The 15,242-nt window shown below is 63.4% G+C and carries 19 protein-coding genes; 7 read left to right on the top strand and 12 right to left on the bottom strand.

Annotation, left to right across the window (positions count from 1 at the left end; all coding sequences use genetic code 11):
• Nucleotides 1-30: 30 nt before the first annotated feature.
• The 3 genes from EN853_RS13100 to EN853_RS13090 all read right to left on the bottom strand — a co-directional run bounded on the left by EN853_RS13100 (nt 31) and on the right by EN853_RS13090 (nt 2,290).
• On the bottom strand, nt 31-798 hold the full coding sequence (locus EN853_RS13100; RefSeq protein ID WP_127860025.1) for an RES family NAD+ phosphorylase: 768 nt from the start codon (nt 796-798) through the stop codon (nt 31-33).
• On the bottom strand, nt 758-1,135 hold the full coding sequence (locus tag EN853_RS13095; RefSeq protein ID WP_127860026.1) for an antitoxin Xre/MbcA/ParS toxin-binding domain-containing protein: 378 nt from the start codon (nt 1,133-1,135) through the stop codon (nt 758-760). Before EN853_RS13095 ends, EN853_RS13100 begins: the two co-directional genes overlap by 41 nt.
• Before the next feature lie 84 nt (nt 1,136-1,219).
• Entirely contained in the window at nt 1,220-2,290 is a 1,071-nt protein-coding gene (locus EN853_RS13090; RefSeq protein ID WP_127860027.1) for a GGDEF domain-containing protein, read from the bottom strand.
• 323 nt (nt 2,291-2,613) lie between these two features.
• Between EN853_RS13090 and EN853_RS13085 the strand changes: the two genes are divergently transcribed.
• Both EN853_RS13085 and EN853_RS13080 read left to right on the top strand, forming a co-directional pair.
• Nucleotides 2,614-3,033: a GFA family protein gene (locus tag EN853_RS13085; protein ID WP_127860028.1), complete on the top strand. Its 420-nt coding sequence runs from the start codon at nt 2,614-2,616 to the stop codon at nt 3,031-3,033.
• A gap of 78 nt (nt 3,034-3,111) precedes the next feature.
• A complete protein-coding gene (locus tag EN853_RS13080; RefSeq protein ID WP_127860029.1) occupies nt 3,112-3,471 on the top strand; it encodes a diacylglycerol kinase in 360 nt (119 codons plus the stop codon).
• Nucleotides 3,472-3,489: 18 nt separating this feature from the next.
• On the opposite strand, the gene EN853_RS13075 is transcribed toward EN853_RS13080, so the two are convergent.
• Complete coding sequence (locus EN853_RS13075; RefSeq protein ID WP_127860030.1) at nt 3,490-4,098, bottom strand: DedA family protein; 609 nt, start codon at nt 4,096-4,098, stop codon at nt 3,490-3,492.
• Nucleotides 4,098-4,658 carry a DUF1003 domain-containing protein gene (locus EN853_RS13070; RefSeq protein WP_127860031.1) on the bottom strand — a complete coding sequence of 187 codons (561 nt, stop codon included), beginning with the start codon at nt 4,656-4,658 and terminating at the stop codon, nt 4,098-4,100. The genes EN853_RS13075 and EN853_RS13070 overlap by 1 nt, the downstream gene beginning before the upstream one ends.
• A 146-nt stretch (nt 4,659-4,804) precedes the next feature.
• On the opposite strand from EN853_RS13070, the gene EN853_RS13065 reads away from it, so the two are divergent.
• From EN853_RS13065 to EN853_RS13055, 3 genes are all read left to right on the top strand, one after another.
• A complete protein-coding gene (locus tag EN853_RS13065) occupies nt 4,805-5,518 on the top strand; it encodes a DNA-3-methyladenine glycosylase I (RefSeq protein ID WP_127860032.1) in 714 nt (237 codons plus the stop codon).
• Between the two features lie 83 nt (nt 5,519-5,601).
• The gene (locus EN853_RS13060; RefSeq protein WP_127860033.1) at nt 5,602-7,314 is read left to right on the top strand and encodes an NAD+ synthase; all 1,713 of its coding nucleotides are present in this window, start codon (nt 5,602-5,604) and stop codon (nt 7,312-7,314) included.
• A gap of 371 nt (nt 7,315-7,685) precedes the next feature.
• The gene (locus EN853_RS13055) at nt 7,686-9,491 is read left to right on the top strand and encodes an ABC transporter ATP-binding protein (protein ID WP_127860034.1); all 1,806 of its coding nucleotides are present in this window, start codon (nt 7,686-7,688) and stop codon (nt 9,489-9,491) included.
• A gap of 63 nt (nt 9,492-9,554) precedes the next feature.
• Here the strand turns inward: EN853_RS13055 and EN853_RS13050 are convergent, their stop codons facing one another.
• From EN853_RS13050 to EN853_RS13030, 5 genes are all read right to left on the bottom strand, one after another.
• On the bottom strand, nt 9,555-9,866 hold the full coding sequence (locus tag EN853_RS13050) for a PilZ domain-containing protein (RefSeq protein ID WP_127860035.1): 312 nt from the start codon (nt 9,864-9,866) through the stop codon (nt 9,555-9,557).
• A gap of 113 nt (nt 9,867-9,979) precedes the next feature.
• The gene (locus EN853_RS13045) at nt 9,980-10,468 is read right to left on the bottom strand and encodes an NUDIX hydrolase (RefSeq protein ID WP_127860036.1); all 489 of its coding nucleotides are present in this window, start codon (nt 10,466-10,468) and stop codon (nt 9,980-9,982) included.
• Nucleotides 10,469-10,677: 209 nt separating this feature from the next.
• Entirely contained in the window at nt 10,678-11,178 is a 501-nt protein-coding gene (gene gpt, locus EN853_RS13040) for a xanthine phosphoribosyltransferase (protein WP_127860037.1), read from the bottom strand.
• Between the two features lie 113 nt (nt 11,179-11,291).
• Nucleotides 11,292-12,125: a universal stress protein gene (locus EN853_RS13035; protein WP_127860038.1), complete on the bottom strand. Its 834-nt coding sequence runs from the start codon at nt 12,123-12,125 to the stop codon at nt 11,292-11,294.
• 104 nt (nt 12,126-12,229) lie between these two features.
• Nucleotides 12,230-12,970, bottom strand: a complete 741-nt coding sequence (locus tag EN853_RS13030) for a competence/damage-inducible protein A (protein WP_127860039.1) — start codon at nt 12,968-12,970, stop codon at nt 12,230-12,232.
• 127 nt (nt 12,971-13,097) lie between these two features.
• On the opposite strand from EN853_RS13030, the gene EN853_RS13025 reads away from it, so the two are divergent.
• The gene (locus tag EN853_RS13025) at nt 13,098-14,072 is read left to right on the top strand and encodes an alpha/beta fold hydrolase (protein WP_127860040.1); all 975 of its coding nucleotides are present in this window, start codon (nt 13,098-13,100) and stop codon (nt 14,070-14,072) included.
• 161 nt (nt 14,073-14,233) lie between these two features.
• Complete coding sequence (locus EN853_RS13020; RefSeq protein WP_127860041.1) at nt 14,234-14,521, top strand: hypothetical protein; 288 nt, start codon at nt 14,234-14,236, stop codon at nt 14,519-14,521.
• 71 nt (nt 14,522-14,592) lie between these two features.
• Here EN853_RS13020 and EN853_RS13015 read toward each other — a convergent pair whose 3' ends face one another.
• Both EN853_RS13015 and EN853_RS13010 read right to left on the bottom strand, forming a co-directional pair.
• Nucleotides 14,593-14,832: a DUF2188 domain-containing protein gene (locus EN853_RS13015; protein ID WP_127428219.1), complete on the bottom strand. Its 240-nt coding sequence runs from the start codon at nt 14,830-14,832 to the stop codon at nt 14,593-14,595.
• 127 nt (nt 14,833-14,959) lie between these two features.
• On the bottom strand, nt 14,960-15,238 hold the full coding sequence (locus EN853_RS13010; RefSeq protein ID WP_127860042.1) for a DUF982 domain-containing protein: 279 nt from the start codon (nt 15,236-15,238) through the stop codon (nt 14,960-14,962).
• Between the last annotated feature and the right edge of the window lie 4 nt (nt 15,239-15,242).

The following is a 15,242-nucleotide window of genomic DNA, read 5'->3' as shown; positions in this document are numbered from 1 at the left end:
AAACCGCTGCCCACTCTTGGGCGACATGCCTTAACGTCCGCGCTCCCAGCGCATGTTCGCCAGCCGCGGATCGGGAAAGGCCGTCCTTGAGAACTCGAGCCGCTTGTCCGGGAATTCGCAGATCGCCTGGACACCGAGCGAGCCGATGCGGATACGCCAGGTGTGGGGCTCCAGCGGTTTGGCCTTGGCGAATCCCCTGCACGTCAGGAGCGCGATGTTGGCGCCCTTCGGATCGCGCGCCGAGCGGTAGCGGATCGCCTGCATCCCGGCCTCGCGCGCCACATCGGCGATGGCCTGGCAGGCGGCATAGTCGGTCGGATGCGTCCATGCCTTCTCATCGCGGTCGAGCGGCGGCCGGGTGAGGTCGACAGCCTTCTCGCATTTGATCGCCGCGGCAAAGGCGGTGTATTCGGCCGCGTCATTTGGCCATTGCGTCTGCGGCGATTCGGCAAAGAAGAGCAGGCGGTAGAAGGCCATCTCCGCCACCGCCGTCAGCATCGTCTCGGCGGCGTAGTAGACGCCTCTCGTCTTGCCGGCGCGGCGGAAACGCGAGCCGTATGGATAGATCGAGCCGTAGCGGAAGGGCGTCGCCAGGAGATAGTGAAGGTGGCGGCATTCGAGCGGGATCTGCGGCTTGGTCTGCTCGATGAGGTCCTCCAGCAGGCCCTGCTCGTCGAGCGTGTCGACGAGCTTCAGGGTCGAGACGCGGTGCTGCGCCTCGACCATCCGCCAATACTTGCCTTCGAGCCTGAGGGCCTCAGACGAGAGCGCGTCGGGAGTCCAGGTAGGCGATGACATCGACAAGTCCGGCAATGGTCAGGATCTTTTCCAGCGGCGTGCCGTCGAGCGCCGTATTCGGGTTCTTCAGCCATGCCCGGGCGACGGTCTCGTTGCCGCCGACGATGGCGTCGAGCGAGCGGAACAGCCGGACGAACAGCACCGCGAGCTCGAACGGCTTGGTGCCGCGCTCGAGCAGGAATTCCTGCTTGCGCATTCGCGAGACCGTCGCTTCCGAGACGCCGATGACGAGAGACAGCGTCCTCGCGGTGATGTCGAGCAGGTCAGCCGCGCGCAGCGTGGCCTTGGTGATGACGGCATTTTCCGCCGCTGTCGCGGCAGCGACTGGACGTTGCATAAGCGCACCCTTCATTTCTGTGGAAAATATAGTCCACAAAAATTCATTTGGAAAGGGATGGGCCTGAGTACGTCCGCCGAAATGTCAGTCTTTCTTATAGAGCAGCCAGCCCTTGCCGGCACGGCTGGCCATGGTGGAATGCCTGGTGACGCGGTTGCGGCCGCCAACTTTGGAGCGATAGAGCGCGCGGTCGGCCTTGGTATAGAGGTCCTCGGGGCTCTCGGCCTCGGAAGCCATGCAGATGCCCATGGAGACGGTCACCGTGCCGTAATTCATTCCGGTCTGGCTGCTGGTGAACGGCGTCTGCTCGATCAGCACGCGGATGCGCTCGGCGATCTCGTAGGTGGTGTCCTCGCTGGCGCCTTCGACGATCAGCGCAAACTCCTCGCCGCCGGTGCGGGCCACGAACATGTCGGCGCGGACGCTGGATCGGAGGATCTCGGCGATGATCTGGATGATCTTGTCGCCGACCGGGTGGCCGTAACGGTCGTTGATGTCCTTGAAGCGGTCGATATCGGCAAGGATCAGCGCGTTGAACAGGATCCCGCGATTGCTGTTGTAGATGCGGGTGATCTCCTTGTCGAAGGCGCGGCGATTCCAGATCTGCGTCAGCGGATCGGTATCGGCGAGCCGCTTGTATTCCTCGAGCTTCGATTTGACGCTCTCGAGCTCGGCGGTCTTTTCGCTGAGCGTGTTCGAGATCTGGCGGTTGTGATCGAGCGTCGAGCTGGTGGCGGCGGACATCGCGCCGGCAATCTTCTGCAGCAGGTCCTGGGAAAGCAGGCTGCGATTGGCCAGGCCGCTCGACGTCTCGTCGAGGATGCGGCCGTATTTCTCGATATGGCTGCGCTCGCTTCGCAACAGCGCGGCGATGTCCTCGAGCTCCTTGGCGACCATCTCGCGGGCGTGCTCGACGATGGCCGGCCCGTGATGCTGCGGGAAGAAGGTGCGCCCGATATGATCGAGATCCTCCTGCGTCGGCCGGTTGCTCAAGGAGACGACGGCAAGGCTGAGCTCGTGATTGCTGCCGCTGAGCGCCTCGTAGAAGATTTCATAATTGCGCGGCAGGCCAAGCACGCCGAGCTGACGCATGGTCGCCACAACGGTGCTGGCGATGTCGCCATTTCTGTCGGTCGGGACGGCTGCCGGCTGCATAGTCTGTTCACTACCCCTTCAGTGCGACCGCAGACCTGCCACCACCGGGAGTCGCGCTAACGGGGATTTGAAACGGAATTGCGAAATGCGACGGCGTGTCCCCAACACGACCCTCGCTTGCAGGAAACATAGATGCAATTGCGCTAAAGTTTCATTAATGGCCTGCATTTCCTCGCGATCCTTGCTACCACAGGCTGCATTTCGGTGCGGGCGCAGCTTTTGAAACGCGCCGCTTCGGTGTCGCATTTGCCTGCGCCAGGCAATCGCAAAGCTGGAATTCTGTCTGCCAGCGATTGAGGCGAGGGATGTCGAAGGAGGCCGGGATGGGAGAAAACCACAGTGGATCGTGCCTGTGCGGAGCAGTGCGTTTCCGGACAAGGGGCTCGTTGCGCGGCGTGGTCTATTGCCATTGCTCGCAATGCCGCAAGCAGACCGGCCATTTCGTAGCCGCGACCTCCTCGAAGGATGCCGAGATCGACATAGAAGGAGCCGACTTGCTCACCTGGTACGGCGCGTCCGACGTAGCCAAACGCGGGTTCTGCCGCAACTGTGGCTCGATGCTGTTCTGGAAGCACAGCGAACTGGACACAATCTCGATCATGGCCGGCTCGTTCGACAAGCCGACCGGTCTTTCGGCCGAAAGCCACATCTTCGTCGGCGACAAGGGAGATTACTACGCGATCGACGACGGACTGCCGCAGTTCGAGAAGTCGACGCAGTCGATAAAGGTCGCGGACGATTGATTTTTGCGGCGGCTGCCTTATTCCCTTGATCCTGTCGTTGCGATATCCCCCTGCGGTGACTCAGAAAAGGGCCGGGGCATGCAGCGGCTGATCGACGCATTCATCAATTCGGTGCGGGCCTTCCGTAAACTGGCCGCGCACGAAAAGGCCTTCCAGCAGGAACTCCTGCTGCTCGCGCTTGCCCTGCCAGCCGGTTGGTTCATCTCGACGTCCTGGCATGGCTACGCGTTTCTGATCGGCGCGGTGCTGCTCCTGATCATTGTCGAAGTGCTCAACACCGGCATCGAGGCGGCGTGCGACGCCTTCAGCCGCGAATTCAACGTCGACATCCAACTGGCCAAGGATTGTGGTTCGCTGGCGGTGCTGATCTCGATCGTCATAGTCGCGGGCGTCTGGGGGATCGCCCTCATCGAACGGCTCATCGGAGCTTCGATCTGATCCCCACGGGCATAGGCGCTAGCGATTTGCCTGATCGTCGCTTGCGTCCTTGACGCGTTCCCTTCCGGCGAAGTGGTGGGCGACCAGCCAGGCAAGCACCGCGACGCCGAGACCAACCGCCAGCGCAATCAGCAGGCGCTCGTGGCGGGCGAATGCCTGGCCGACCATGCGCTCCGCGCCCAATCCGAAGACGTAGCCGACAGTGCCGAAGAGGGCCGCCCATACCGCCGACGAGATGGCGTTCAGGATGACGAAGCGCGGCACCGACACGGTCGACAGCCCGGCGGCGATGCCGCCGACGAGGCGCATTCCGTAGATGTAGCGGTTTGTCAGCACGAAGATATTGGGATGGGTGTTGAGCAGCCGGTAGGCGCGGCGGAAGCCTGGCCGCCTGCGCAGCCTGCGCACATAAGGATGATCGGCAAAGCTGCGGCCGAGGGTGAAGAAGAAGGTGTCGCCGACGAAGGCGCCGAGAAACGCGGCGACAAAAGCCTGCCAGAGCACGAAGACCTGCTGATGCGCGAAGAAGCCGCCAAGGATGGCCGCGCTTTCGCCCTCGGCGACGCAGCCCAGGAAGACCGCGACCAATCCGTACTGCGCGATGAGACGATGGATGACCTCGGTCATCAGCTTGCCGACCGCGCCGACAGCTTCTCGTCGATCCGCCTGATCTGCTCGGCCATGCGCAGGATCTCGTCGCGCATGCCGATGATCTCGCTGTGGCGCAGTTCATCGAGCTTCTCATGCAGGGCCATAATCTCGATCTCGGCCTTCAGGTTGACCTCGTAATCGTGGGTGGCGTCGATGCGGTCGCGCTCGGTCTGGCGGTTCTGCGACATCATGATCACCGGCGCCTGCAGGGCGGCGACCATGGAAAGCACGAGGTTGAGGAAGATGAACGGATAAGGGTCGAAGGCGTCGCGCGTCAGCAGCCAGACATTGCCGAAGGTCCAGAGAACAAGAAAGGCGATGAAGCCGAGGATGAAGGTCCAGGAGCCGCCGATCCGGGCGATGGTGTCGGCGATACGGTCGCCATAGGTCTGGTGGAAGGCGATGGCCTTGTTGGTGTCTCTGGTGACGGTGGTGCGCTCCAGCGTGGACTTAAGCACGCGGCTCTCGAGAGGAGTGAGACCGTCCGGCTTTCGCTTCAGCCAGCGGTTCGCCAGATCCTCGACCGTCTTGTTCATTGTCCTCTCCACGTCAGGCCTGCATATTTGCTTCCACGCAATTCCGGCCGGAAACCGCAACGCACTTTCCTGGAATTGCTCATAGAGGTAGAGGCTGCCGGCCCGGACGGGAAGTGATAGATTGATCGGAACAGGCGAGGGCGGAGATGGCCGATTTCCAGAAAATTCGTGCCCGGGCGGCAAAACGCAAGGGCGGGGAAGAAGCGCTGGCGTCGCTCCTCGGACCGATGCCCGACAACACTGCGGTGGCTAAGATCAGCGACGACCGCCTCCTCTCCACCATGGCCGAGCGCATCTTCGCCGCTGGTTTCGTCTGGCGGGTCATCGAGCAGAAATGGCCGGGTTTCGAGGAGGCCTTCCTTGGTTTCGAACCCAAGCGGCTTCTGTTTCAGCCGGACGATTTCTGGCATGAGCTGGCATCCGACAAGCGGATCGTGCGCAATCCGCAGAAGATCAGATCCGTGCGCGACAACGCGGCCTTTGTCGACCGCGTCTCCAAGGAGCATGGCGGCTTCGGCAAATTCCTGGCCGAATGGCCGGCCGACGATCAGGTCGGGCTGACCGCCTATCTCGGCAAGCATGGCAGCCGGCTCGGCGGCAACACCGGCCAGTATTTCCTGCGCTGGCTGGAGTGGGACACGTTCGTCATCTCGGCCGACATGGCGGCGGCGTTGCGCGACGCCGGCCTCAACATCGCCGAAAGCCCGACCTCGAAGCGCGATCTCGACAGGATCCAGGTCCAGATCAACCAATGGTCGGCAGAGACCGGCCTGCCACGACGGCACATCTCGCGCATCCTGGCCATGTCGATCGGTGAGAACCGCTCCGTGGAGGCATTAAGCGAGTATATGAACGATTAGGCCTGATCGCATCCGCGAGCGCTGCGGATTTGGTACAAGCAATCGTCATTGCCCGGCGATTTCCGCCACGCTAAACCCGATGCATGACCCAGACCGCTCCAGACACCCTGCGCATCGCCATCGCCCAGTTGAACCCGACTGTCGGTGACGTCGCCGGCAATCTCGCCAAGGCGCGCGAGGCGAGGGCGGATGCGGCCCGCCAGGGCGCGGACCTGGTGCTCTACACCGAGCTCTTCCTCGCCGGCTATCCGCCGGAGGACCTGGTGCTGAAGCCGGCCTTCCTGAAAGCCTGTGAAAAAGCAGCGCAGGATTTCGCCAAGGACACTGCCGATGGCGGTCCAGGCGTCATCATCGGCACGCCGCTGAAGCGCAAGTCGGGCACGCACAATTCCATCGTCTTCGCCGACGGCGGCAAGATCATTGCCGAGCGCTACAAGCTCGACCTGCCGAACTACGGCGAGTTCGACGAGAAGCGCGTCTTCCAGGCCGGGCCGGAGCTGCAGGGGCCGGTGAATTTCCGCGGCGTGCGCATCGGCGTCCCGATCTGCGAGGACATCTGGGGCGACATCGCCGTCTGCGAGACGCTGGCCGAAAGCGGCGCGGAGATCCTTTTGGTGCCGAACGGCTCGCCCTATTACCGCGCCAAGATCGACGTCCGCCACCAGGTCGTCATCAGGCAGGTGATCGAAACCGGCCTGCCGATGATCTACGCCAACCAGCTCGGCGGCCAGGACGAGCTGATCTTCGACGGCGCCTCCTTTGCCATAGGCGCCGATAAGACGCTCGCCTTCCAGATGAGCCAGTTCGAGGAAGCGGTCGCCGTCACCACCTGGAAGAGAAGCCGCGTCGCCGCCGGCGCGCAAAATGGGAGCAATTCCGATCATTGGGTCTGCTCGGAAGGGCCGATGTCGAAAATCCCCGACCGGGAAGAGGCCGACTACCGCGCCTGCATGCTCGGCCTGCGCGACTACGTCAACAAGAACGGCTTCAAGAACGTGGTGCTCGGCCTCTCCGGCGGCATCGACTCGGCCATCTGCGCAGCACTTGCCGTCGACGCGCTTGGCGAGGAGCGGCTGCGCACCGTCATGATGCCCTATCGCTACACGTCCAAGGACTCGCTGAAGGATGCCGAGGACTGCGCCCGCGCGCTTGGCTGCCGCTATGATATCGTTCCGATCTTCGAGCCGGTCGAAGGTTTCCGGCACGCGCTGACCCAGCTCTTCGAGGGCACCCAGGAAGGCATCACCGAGGAGAACCTGCAGAGCCGCGCGCGCGGCACGATCCTGATGGCGATCTCGAACAAGTTCGGCTCGATGGTCGTCACCACCGGCAACAAGAGCGAGATGTCGGTCGGCTACGCCACGCTCTATGGCGACATGAACGGCGGCTTCAACCCGATCAAGGACCTCTACAAGATGCAGGTCTATGCACTGTCGCGCTGGCGCAACGCGCATGTGCCGCCCGGCGCGCTCGGCCCGTCGGGCGAGGTGATCCCCAAGAACATCATCGACAAGGCGCCTTCGGCGGAGCTGCGCGAAAACCAGACCGACCAGGATTCGTTGCCGCCCTATCCGGTGCTGGACGACATTCTCGAATGCCTGGTCGAGAACGAGATGGGCGTCGACGAGATCGTCGCGCGCGGCCATGACCGGGCGACGGTGACGCGCGTCGAGCATCTGCTCTACATCGCCGAATACAAGCGCCGGCAGGCGGCGCCCGGGGTGAAAATCACCAGGAAGAATTTCGGCCGCGACCGCCGCTACCCGATCACCAACCGGTTCCGCGACCGCGGCTAGCCGCGCACATACCCGTCATTGTTGCAAAAGCGCCTCAGTGCATGGACCAGATTTGCTTTTGGTCACGGCCTGCCTTGGCGGCGCGATGACGCATCCGTATAAGAGCCTTCCCGCGATTCCCTTGTGGGAGGACCGTATGCCAGGATTTGACATCGTTATGCGAGGCCGCGAAGCCTAGGTCTGCAGAGGCCGTCCGAAGTCCCTTCGGATAGCCGGACGCAGAACAGGCATTTGCCGCTGCCGGTCGCCGCCCCCGCGGGCGGGCGCCGGACCATACCGAACCTCCGCATTCCCAGGCGCCAAAAGGCGCCGCCGCGGGTTTTCCAATTTGACTTTACCGGGACCGGGCCTGTCTGCGCCCGGATGACATTATGGCTCGTTTCAAGATAGATCTGCGCGCCAGCGCCTTCCGCAGCGTTCTCGGCTTCACGTTTTGCCACTGGCGCCGCCAGCCGTGGCGGCTGTCGCTCATCATGGGCGCATTCCTGCTGTCGACGCTTGCCGACGTGCTGACCCCGCTCTACTCCGGGCGGCTGGTCGACGCCGTCGCCAGCAGCGCCGGCGCCGATGAGGTCGCATGGCACGCTGCAATGGTCGCGTTCTCCATCCTGATAGCGCTGGCGCTTACCGGCGTCGTGCTGCGCAATGCGGCTTTCATGTGGATCGTCGAATTGACGTTGAAGATGATGTCGGACATCGCCGCCGATGCCTTCCACCGGGTGCAGCGCTTCTCGACGGACTGGCACGCCAACAGCTTTGCCGGCTCGACCGTGCGCAAGATCACGCGCGGCATGTGGGCGCTCGACCTGCTCAACGACACGATCCTGATCGCGCTGCTGCCCTCGGTCGTCATGCTCATCGGTTCGACGCTGCTGCTCGGCTGGTTCTGGCCGATGATGGGTGTTGTGGTCGCGATCGGCTCGGTGCTCTTCATCGCCGTCACCGCGATGCTGTCGCTCGGCTATGTCGCGCCGGCCGCGCGCCTTGCCAACAGCTGGGATACGCGCCTTGGCGGCGCGATGGCCGACGCGGTGAGCTGCAACGCGGTCGTCAAGGGCTTCGGCGCCGAGACCCGCGAGGAGGCACGCCTTGCCCGCGTCGTCGCCAAATGGCGCCGGCGCACGGGCCGCACCTGGATGCGTGGCACGCTCAACGGCACCACGCAAGGCACGATGCTCCTGGTGCTCAGGGCAGCCGTGATCGGCCTGGCGCTGGCGCTCTGGAGGTGGGGCGAGGCGAGTGCCGGCGACATCGCCTTCGTGCTGACATCGTTCTTCGTCCTGCAGGGCTATCTGCGCGACATCGGCACGCATATCCGCAACCTGCAGCGCTCGATCAACGACATGGAGGAGCTCGTCGACTTCCAGTCGGAACCGCTCGGCATCGAGGACCGGCCTGGTGCCCAGCCGATCCGGATCACCAAAGGCCGCATTGCGTTCGACAAGGTGACGTTCCACTACGGCAATCATCGGCTGCCGCTCTATCGCGACTTCTCGCTCGAGATCGACGCAGGCGAACGCATCGGGCTGGTGGGGCATTCGGGATCCGGCAAGACGACCTTCGTCAAGCTGATCCAGCGCCTCTATGACGTGAATGCGGGCAGGATCCTGATCGACGGCCAGGACATCGCGCAGGTTGCGCAGGCATCGCTGCGCAGCCAGATCGCCATCGTGCAGCAGGAGCCGATCCTGTTCCACCGGTCGCTGGCCGAGAACATCGCCTATGCCAGGCCGGGCGCCACCCAGGCCGAGATCGAGTATGCGGCCAGGCTCGCCAGCGCGCACGACTTCATCGCCAATCTGCCTGAGGGCTACGGAACCCTGGTCGGCGAGCGCGGCGTGAAGCTGTCGGGCGGCGAGCGCCAGCGCGTCGCGATCGCGCGTGCCTTCCTTGCCGATGCGCGCATCCTGATCCTGGACGAGGCGACATCGAGCCTCGATTCCGAATCGGAGGTGCTCATCCAGAAGGCCATGGAGCGGCTGATGGTGGGGCGCACGACACTGGTCATCGCGCACCGGCTTTCGACCGTGCGTGCGCTCGACCGGCTGTTGGTTTTCGACCGCGGCCGCATCATCGAGGAAGGCTCGCATGACGAGCTGATCCGGCTGAACGGAGGCATCTACCGGCGGCTGTTCGAGCGCCAGGCGCTCGAACTGACCAAAGGGCTCGTCATGTGAGATAAATGGGTATCTGAAATACAGGGCATCCGGCCTCGGCCGGATGCCTTCACAAGCAAGTTGTCAGCCGTAATGCAGCTTGGGTTTGGGCTCGCTGCCGGTGAACTTGACACCGACGCGATCGTTGCGGCGCCAGCGGACTTCCGCCCGATAGGCCACGCCATCGAGCGGCACATAGAGCAGGAAACGATCGGGAATGCGCGATTCCGGCGCGACCTTCAGTTCGGCGCCGCCCTCATTCTGGTTCCGCAAGGTGCAACTCACCTCGGAATTCTGAATGCCGGTGATGATCGTCCCACCCTTGAGCACGCGCTGGCGGTGCCCACGCCGGTGTTCGCCGGAGTTCTCTTCGATCGATTGCGTGGGGTTTGTCATCGATCAACGCCGTTAGCCGAATCGGGACTACGACAGCAACAAAGCACTGACATTCATGCGCGGCAATACGCGACCGCCCGTCACGCCTGCATGGGCGACTATACGATCGACACTTAGGCGAATCTATGCGGATCGGCGCAGAAATACGCGATGATCTGGCAAAGATCCGGCTCATTGATCATCCGAACGGCCTCGGTTGAGCCAACCCATTTGCGGGTGCGTGCGCGCTTTTCCTTCCAGCGGTCGGCGACGCGGTCGACCTTGAGCGGAAACACCAGGACCTCGCAAGGCACTTCCTCGCCTGACGCCAGGACCTTGGCGTAGAAATAGCGGCCGGCTTCGAGATGGGAAATGGTGCCGCGCAGTCCAGCTTCCTCGCCAGCTTCGCGGGCAGCGGCGTCGCACAGCGGCTGCTTGGCCTCCGGCCAGCCTTTTGGCAGCACCCAGCGCCCGGTATCGCGGCTGGTGATCAGCATGACCTCGACGCTGTTCTCATTCTCGCGCCAAGGCAAGGCGGCAACCTGCAGGCGGCACGGCGCCGTGCCGAAGAGTCGCCGGACTCGTTCGGCCATTTGGTTGTGCGTCGTTGGCCTCGTCAACATGGTAGAAGCTGCCCCCAGCCTCCAGAATCATTTGCCGTCAAACGAATCTTACGACGTATTGTGGACAACAAAAGTAAAAAACTTCACTCGGACTGGTTAAGTTCGACCAGGGTGGGTCAATTTCGCGAAATAGCGCGCCCGACAGCCTTCTTTACGCAGCAAACGGCGCTCGTCGCGGGCGCTGGACAGCAATAGCTGCTTCCGGCGAATCAGCCGGCGTGGTCATCAGCGATCGGCTTCTGGTAAGTGAAGCCCATATCCCAGGGGAAATAGATCCAGGTGTCCTGGCTGACCTCGGTAACGAATGTATCGACCAGAGGCCGGCCCTTCGGCTTGGCATACACTGTCGCGAAATGTGCCTTCGGCATCATGGCGCGCACGATGCCCGCCGTCTTGCCGGTGTCGGTAAGGTCGTCGATGATCAGCACGCCGGCACCTTCGTCAGCGAGCAATGGGGGCGAAATCTCCTTCAGCACCTGCAACTGACCCTGGCTGGTGTAGTCATGATAGGAGGCGACGCAAACCGTCTCGATGACGCGGATGCCGAGCTCGCGCGCGATGATGGCCGCCGGCACCAGGCCGCCGCGTGTGATACAGACGATCGCTTTCCACTGCCCCTTGTTGGCGCCGGAAAGCCGCCAGGAGAGCGCGCGGGCGTCGCGGTGGAACTGGTCCCAGGAGACCGGGAAGGCTTTTTCGGGAAGGGACATGGTTCGCACACTCCGCAAGCGCGCGCCGCAGCGCGCAGATACAATGGAATGCATGCGGAATTAGCCGGAAAGCGCCGGCCTTGGCAAGGTGGCAGCCGGCGATGGCTGTGGACTTATCTCGACAGGAAGGCCGCTACGTTTGTCGTGCGCAGCACCGTGCGGGTGACACCGCCAAACAGAAGCTGGCGCAGCCATGAGTGGCTGTAGGCGCCGAGCACCAGCAGGTCGGCGCCGGACTCGGCGATCCTTTCCTGGATGATGTCGTCGACCGAGGCTCCGCTCGATTTTTGCACGCAAACGCTGACATTGGCGCCGTGCCGGGACAATGCCGCCGCGATCTCGGCACCCGCCGCCTCGGGAGACTCGTCCAGCGTCTCCGGCGGGTCGATGACGATGATGTCGGTCTTGTCTGCTTCACTGATGAAGGGCAGGGCGTCGAATGCGGCGCGCGCCGCCTCCTTGCTGCCGTTCCAGGCGAGCAGCACGCGCCTGAAGGTGGTGACGAGCGGCCCGCCATGCGGCACGACAAGCACCGGCCGGCCGGCGTCGTAGACAAGCGTGTCGACGTCGGCGCCCGGATCGCCACCCGTATCCCGCTGCGCCGCGACGATCAGGTCAGCCGCCCGTACGCTCGATATGCCGGTCAACGCGCTGTCGCCGGAGAAGCTCTCCAGGCTTCGCCATTCGAAAGACAGGCCGGAATCCTCGACGCGCCTGAGAAAGACCGCCTGCAGCTTGCCGGCGCGCTCCTTGTTCATCTCGGCCGAGACCTGCAGGAATTCCGTGTCGGGAAAACCGGTGGCCGACGTATAAGGGACCGGAAGCGCCTCCGCATGGATCCCGACGAGGTGGCTTTCGAACCGTTCGGCAAGCGGGATGGCGCAGTCGAGCACGCGCTCCGCGTCCTGTTCGTTCTGCAGAATGGCGACGATCGTCTTGAAGCTCATGATGTCCCTCAGACTTGTCGGCGCAAACGCGCTTGCGGCCCTCAAATCGCTGCCACGAAGTAGCGAGCCAGAAACGTCGATGCGCCCCTTCTGGTTCCGGGAGCTCAGCTCGCGGCCGACAAGCCCGCCACCATCGTCTCCATGTCCCTGCGCGCGGCCTCGAGTGCCTGTTCACTGCGGGCGCGCACCACGAGCTCGGTCCAGAACTTGCCGTCGCCGTATTTCGGGTAGGACCCGATGATGGTGTCGGGATGCGCCTTCTGGATATCGGCCAGCGGCCCGCCGATCAGGCCTTCGCCGAGCGGGCAGTGCACGGTGGCTGACAGCATTTTGGTGCCCGTCATCAGCGTCGGCACAACATTGTCGAGCATCGCCTGGAAGATCGAAGGCACGCCGGCCATCACGTGTACGTTACCGATCCGGAAGCCCGGCGCGATCGATACCGGATTGTCGATGTGGTCGGCGCCGCGCGGCATGCGCGCCATGCGTTTGCGCGCCTCGGTGAATTCCATGCCGCGCTGCGCATAGCTTGCTTCGAGCATGGCATAGGCCTTGGCATCGTATTCACAAGGCACGCCGAAGGCCTTGGCGACGGAATCCGCGGTGATGTCGTCGTGCGTAGGGCCGATGCCACCGGTGGTGAAGACATAGCTGTAGCGGGTGCGCAGCGCATTCACGGCGGCGACGATTTCCTCCTCCTCGTCGGGAACGATGCGCACTTCCTTCAGGTCGATGCCGATCGCCGTCATGATGTCGGCGAGATGGCCGATGTTCTTGTCCTTGGTGCGGCCGGAAAGGATCTCGTCGCCGATGACGAGCATGGCGGCGGTAACGATTTCAGGCATGGCTCACTCCGGCTGCAGGTCGCCTGAGATAACGCGGCGGCCGGCCGCCTGCAATGCGCAGGCGAGGCGGGCTCTTGTGGCAGAGGCGGTTGCGGATAAGGTGCGCCGGTCCGGCCGGGGTGCAAAGATGCTGATATCGGTTTTGTCGTGGCTGATCGGCGGCCTGCTTGTTGCGGCCGCTGTCGCCGTATTCGGCTTGATGCTTGCGACCTGGCGGATCGCGGCCAGGGCCGAAAGGCTGGTGCCGGCTTGCGGCAAGTTCGTCGAGATCGACGGCAACCGCATCCACTATGTCGAGGAAGGCGAGGGCAGGCCGATCGTCTTCCTGCACGGCCTCGGCGCGCAGCTTCACCATTTCCGGCATACGCTGTTCGGACGCTTCGGCGCCGGCTACCGGCTGATCGCGCTCGACCGGCCGGGTTCGGGATACTCGGCGCGCGCAGGCGGGGCGACCGGCCGTCTACCTGAACAGGCGGAAGTCGTGCGTCGCTTCATCGAGGTACTTGGGCTGGAACGGCCCTTGATCGTCGGCCATTCGCTGGGCGGCGCCATCGCGCTTGCGCTCGCGATCGAGCATCCGATGGCTATTTCCGGCATCGCGCTGCTTGCCCCGCTGACACATCTGGAAGCCAGGGTGCGTCCGAGATTCGACCTGCTTTATGTTCCCTCGCGCCTGTGGCGCCGGATACTGGCTTGCACGATAGCGATACCGGTCAGCCTGGAATACGCGGAACCGGCGATGAAGTTCATCTTCGCGCCGCAGGCCGTGCCGGGGGACTACATGACCGCCGGAGGCGGGTGGCTTGGGCTGCGGCCCGCCCATTTCCACGCGACTTCGACCGATTTCGTGGCGGTAGAAGAGGATCTCGGCCGCCTGGAGCAGCGCTATGGCGAAATCGCGATGCCGGCCGGCATTCTGTTCGGTGTGGATGACAGGGTCATCGGCATCGCGGCGCATGGCGAGCCGTTGCCGGCCAAGATCAGGGAACTCGACTTCGAACGGATCGAGGGGCTCGGGCATATGCCGCAATTCGTCGAACCGGAACGCGTGGTCGCCTTCATCCAGCGCGTCGCCGAACGTGCATTCGCGAGCATCACCTGAATTTCAGCCAAGTGGAATGTTCCAGCAGCTCACGACTTCGTCACACAAACGTGTCGAACATCTTGTCTCGTCACGATTTTTCCTTGGAACTATTGCGCCCAACCCTGGGTTTCATTCGCGTCGCCGTCAACGTTTCGGCGACCAACCGAATGGAGTATCCGATGCTTATAAAGGCTCTTGCAACCTCCGCGCTCGTGCTGGGCATGGCAACCTCGGCAATGGCGCAATCCTCGGACATGTGGTCGTGGTGGCACCATGATCGCCCGGTCTCGAACAGGCGGGTCGTGCCGGTCGATCCTTACACCACCGGCAGCATCAGCTCCGGCAGTGAGGCATCCGGCCTCAACAGCCTTGGCAATCCCGGTCCCGTCGGCCCGTGCGCTTCCAACACTCCCGGACCCGATGCCAATGCCGGGCAGAACGTCAACGACCAGTATTGCGGCAAGTGATCCACGCGCCTGCGGGCGGCCGACGTGACGGTTGGGGCCATGTCGGTCGCGGCGCGGGAATGAAGCGACAGTTAGTCCGAAACTTCCGTCTGCGGCCTGTCGCGGCCATCAGCCAGCTCGTCATGCCAGACACCCTCGGAATCCTCGTACTGGATGCCGTCCGTGGCGCCGGCGATCTGCTGTTCGGCCGAGGCAATCTCGGCGGCGCGCAGCGCGTCCTGGTGCGTGGGGAATGTTTCCGAGAAGGTCGAGCCGACCTTGTAGGCCCAACCGCCGTCATGCTCGACGATCTTGTACGTCAGTTTCGCCATGGAATCCTCCGGTCGAGAAACCCTTGCCTGCTAGAGCAGTTCGGCGCCTGTCGGAATCGCCGACCTGCTCTAATTGTTTTCACGCTATTCCGGACGGAGAACCGCTTCGCGCTTCTCCTGGAATTGCTCAGTGCAGCTTTCCGGCAGGCAACCTGTCTTCAGGAACCAGCACTTCGGATTCCTCGGCTGCCTCGATCAGCGCGCGGCGCGCGTCCGCCGTCGAACGATACCCTTCCAGCGCCTTGAGGCAAGTGTCGAGGGCATCACGATGCCGCTGGCCGCGATTGAGCGGCCAAACGGTCATCAGGCACTCGGCGGCTTCGCGGGTGCTGCTGATCTGGCGATATTTGCCGACATGGCCGAGCTCGACCACCACCGGCTTTTCAAATGGCTTGCTGTCTGTCATGGCC

Source organism: Mesorhizobium sp. M1C.F.Ca.ET.210.01.1.1 (genome assembly GCF_004791585.1).
GTDB lineage: Bacteria > Pseudomonadota > Alphaproteobacteria > Rhizobiales > Rhizobiaceae > Mesorhizobium.
Note: the sequence above shows the minus strand (reverse complement) of the source record. Positions and strands in the feature narration are given on the sequence as shown.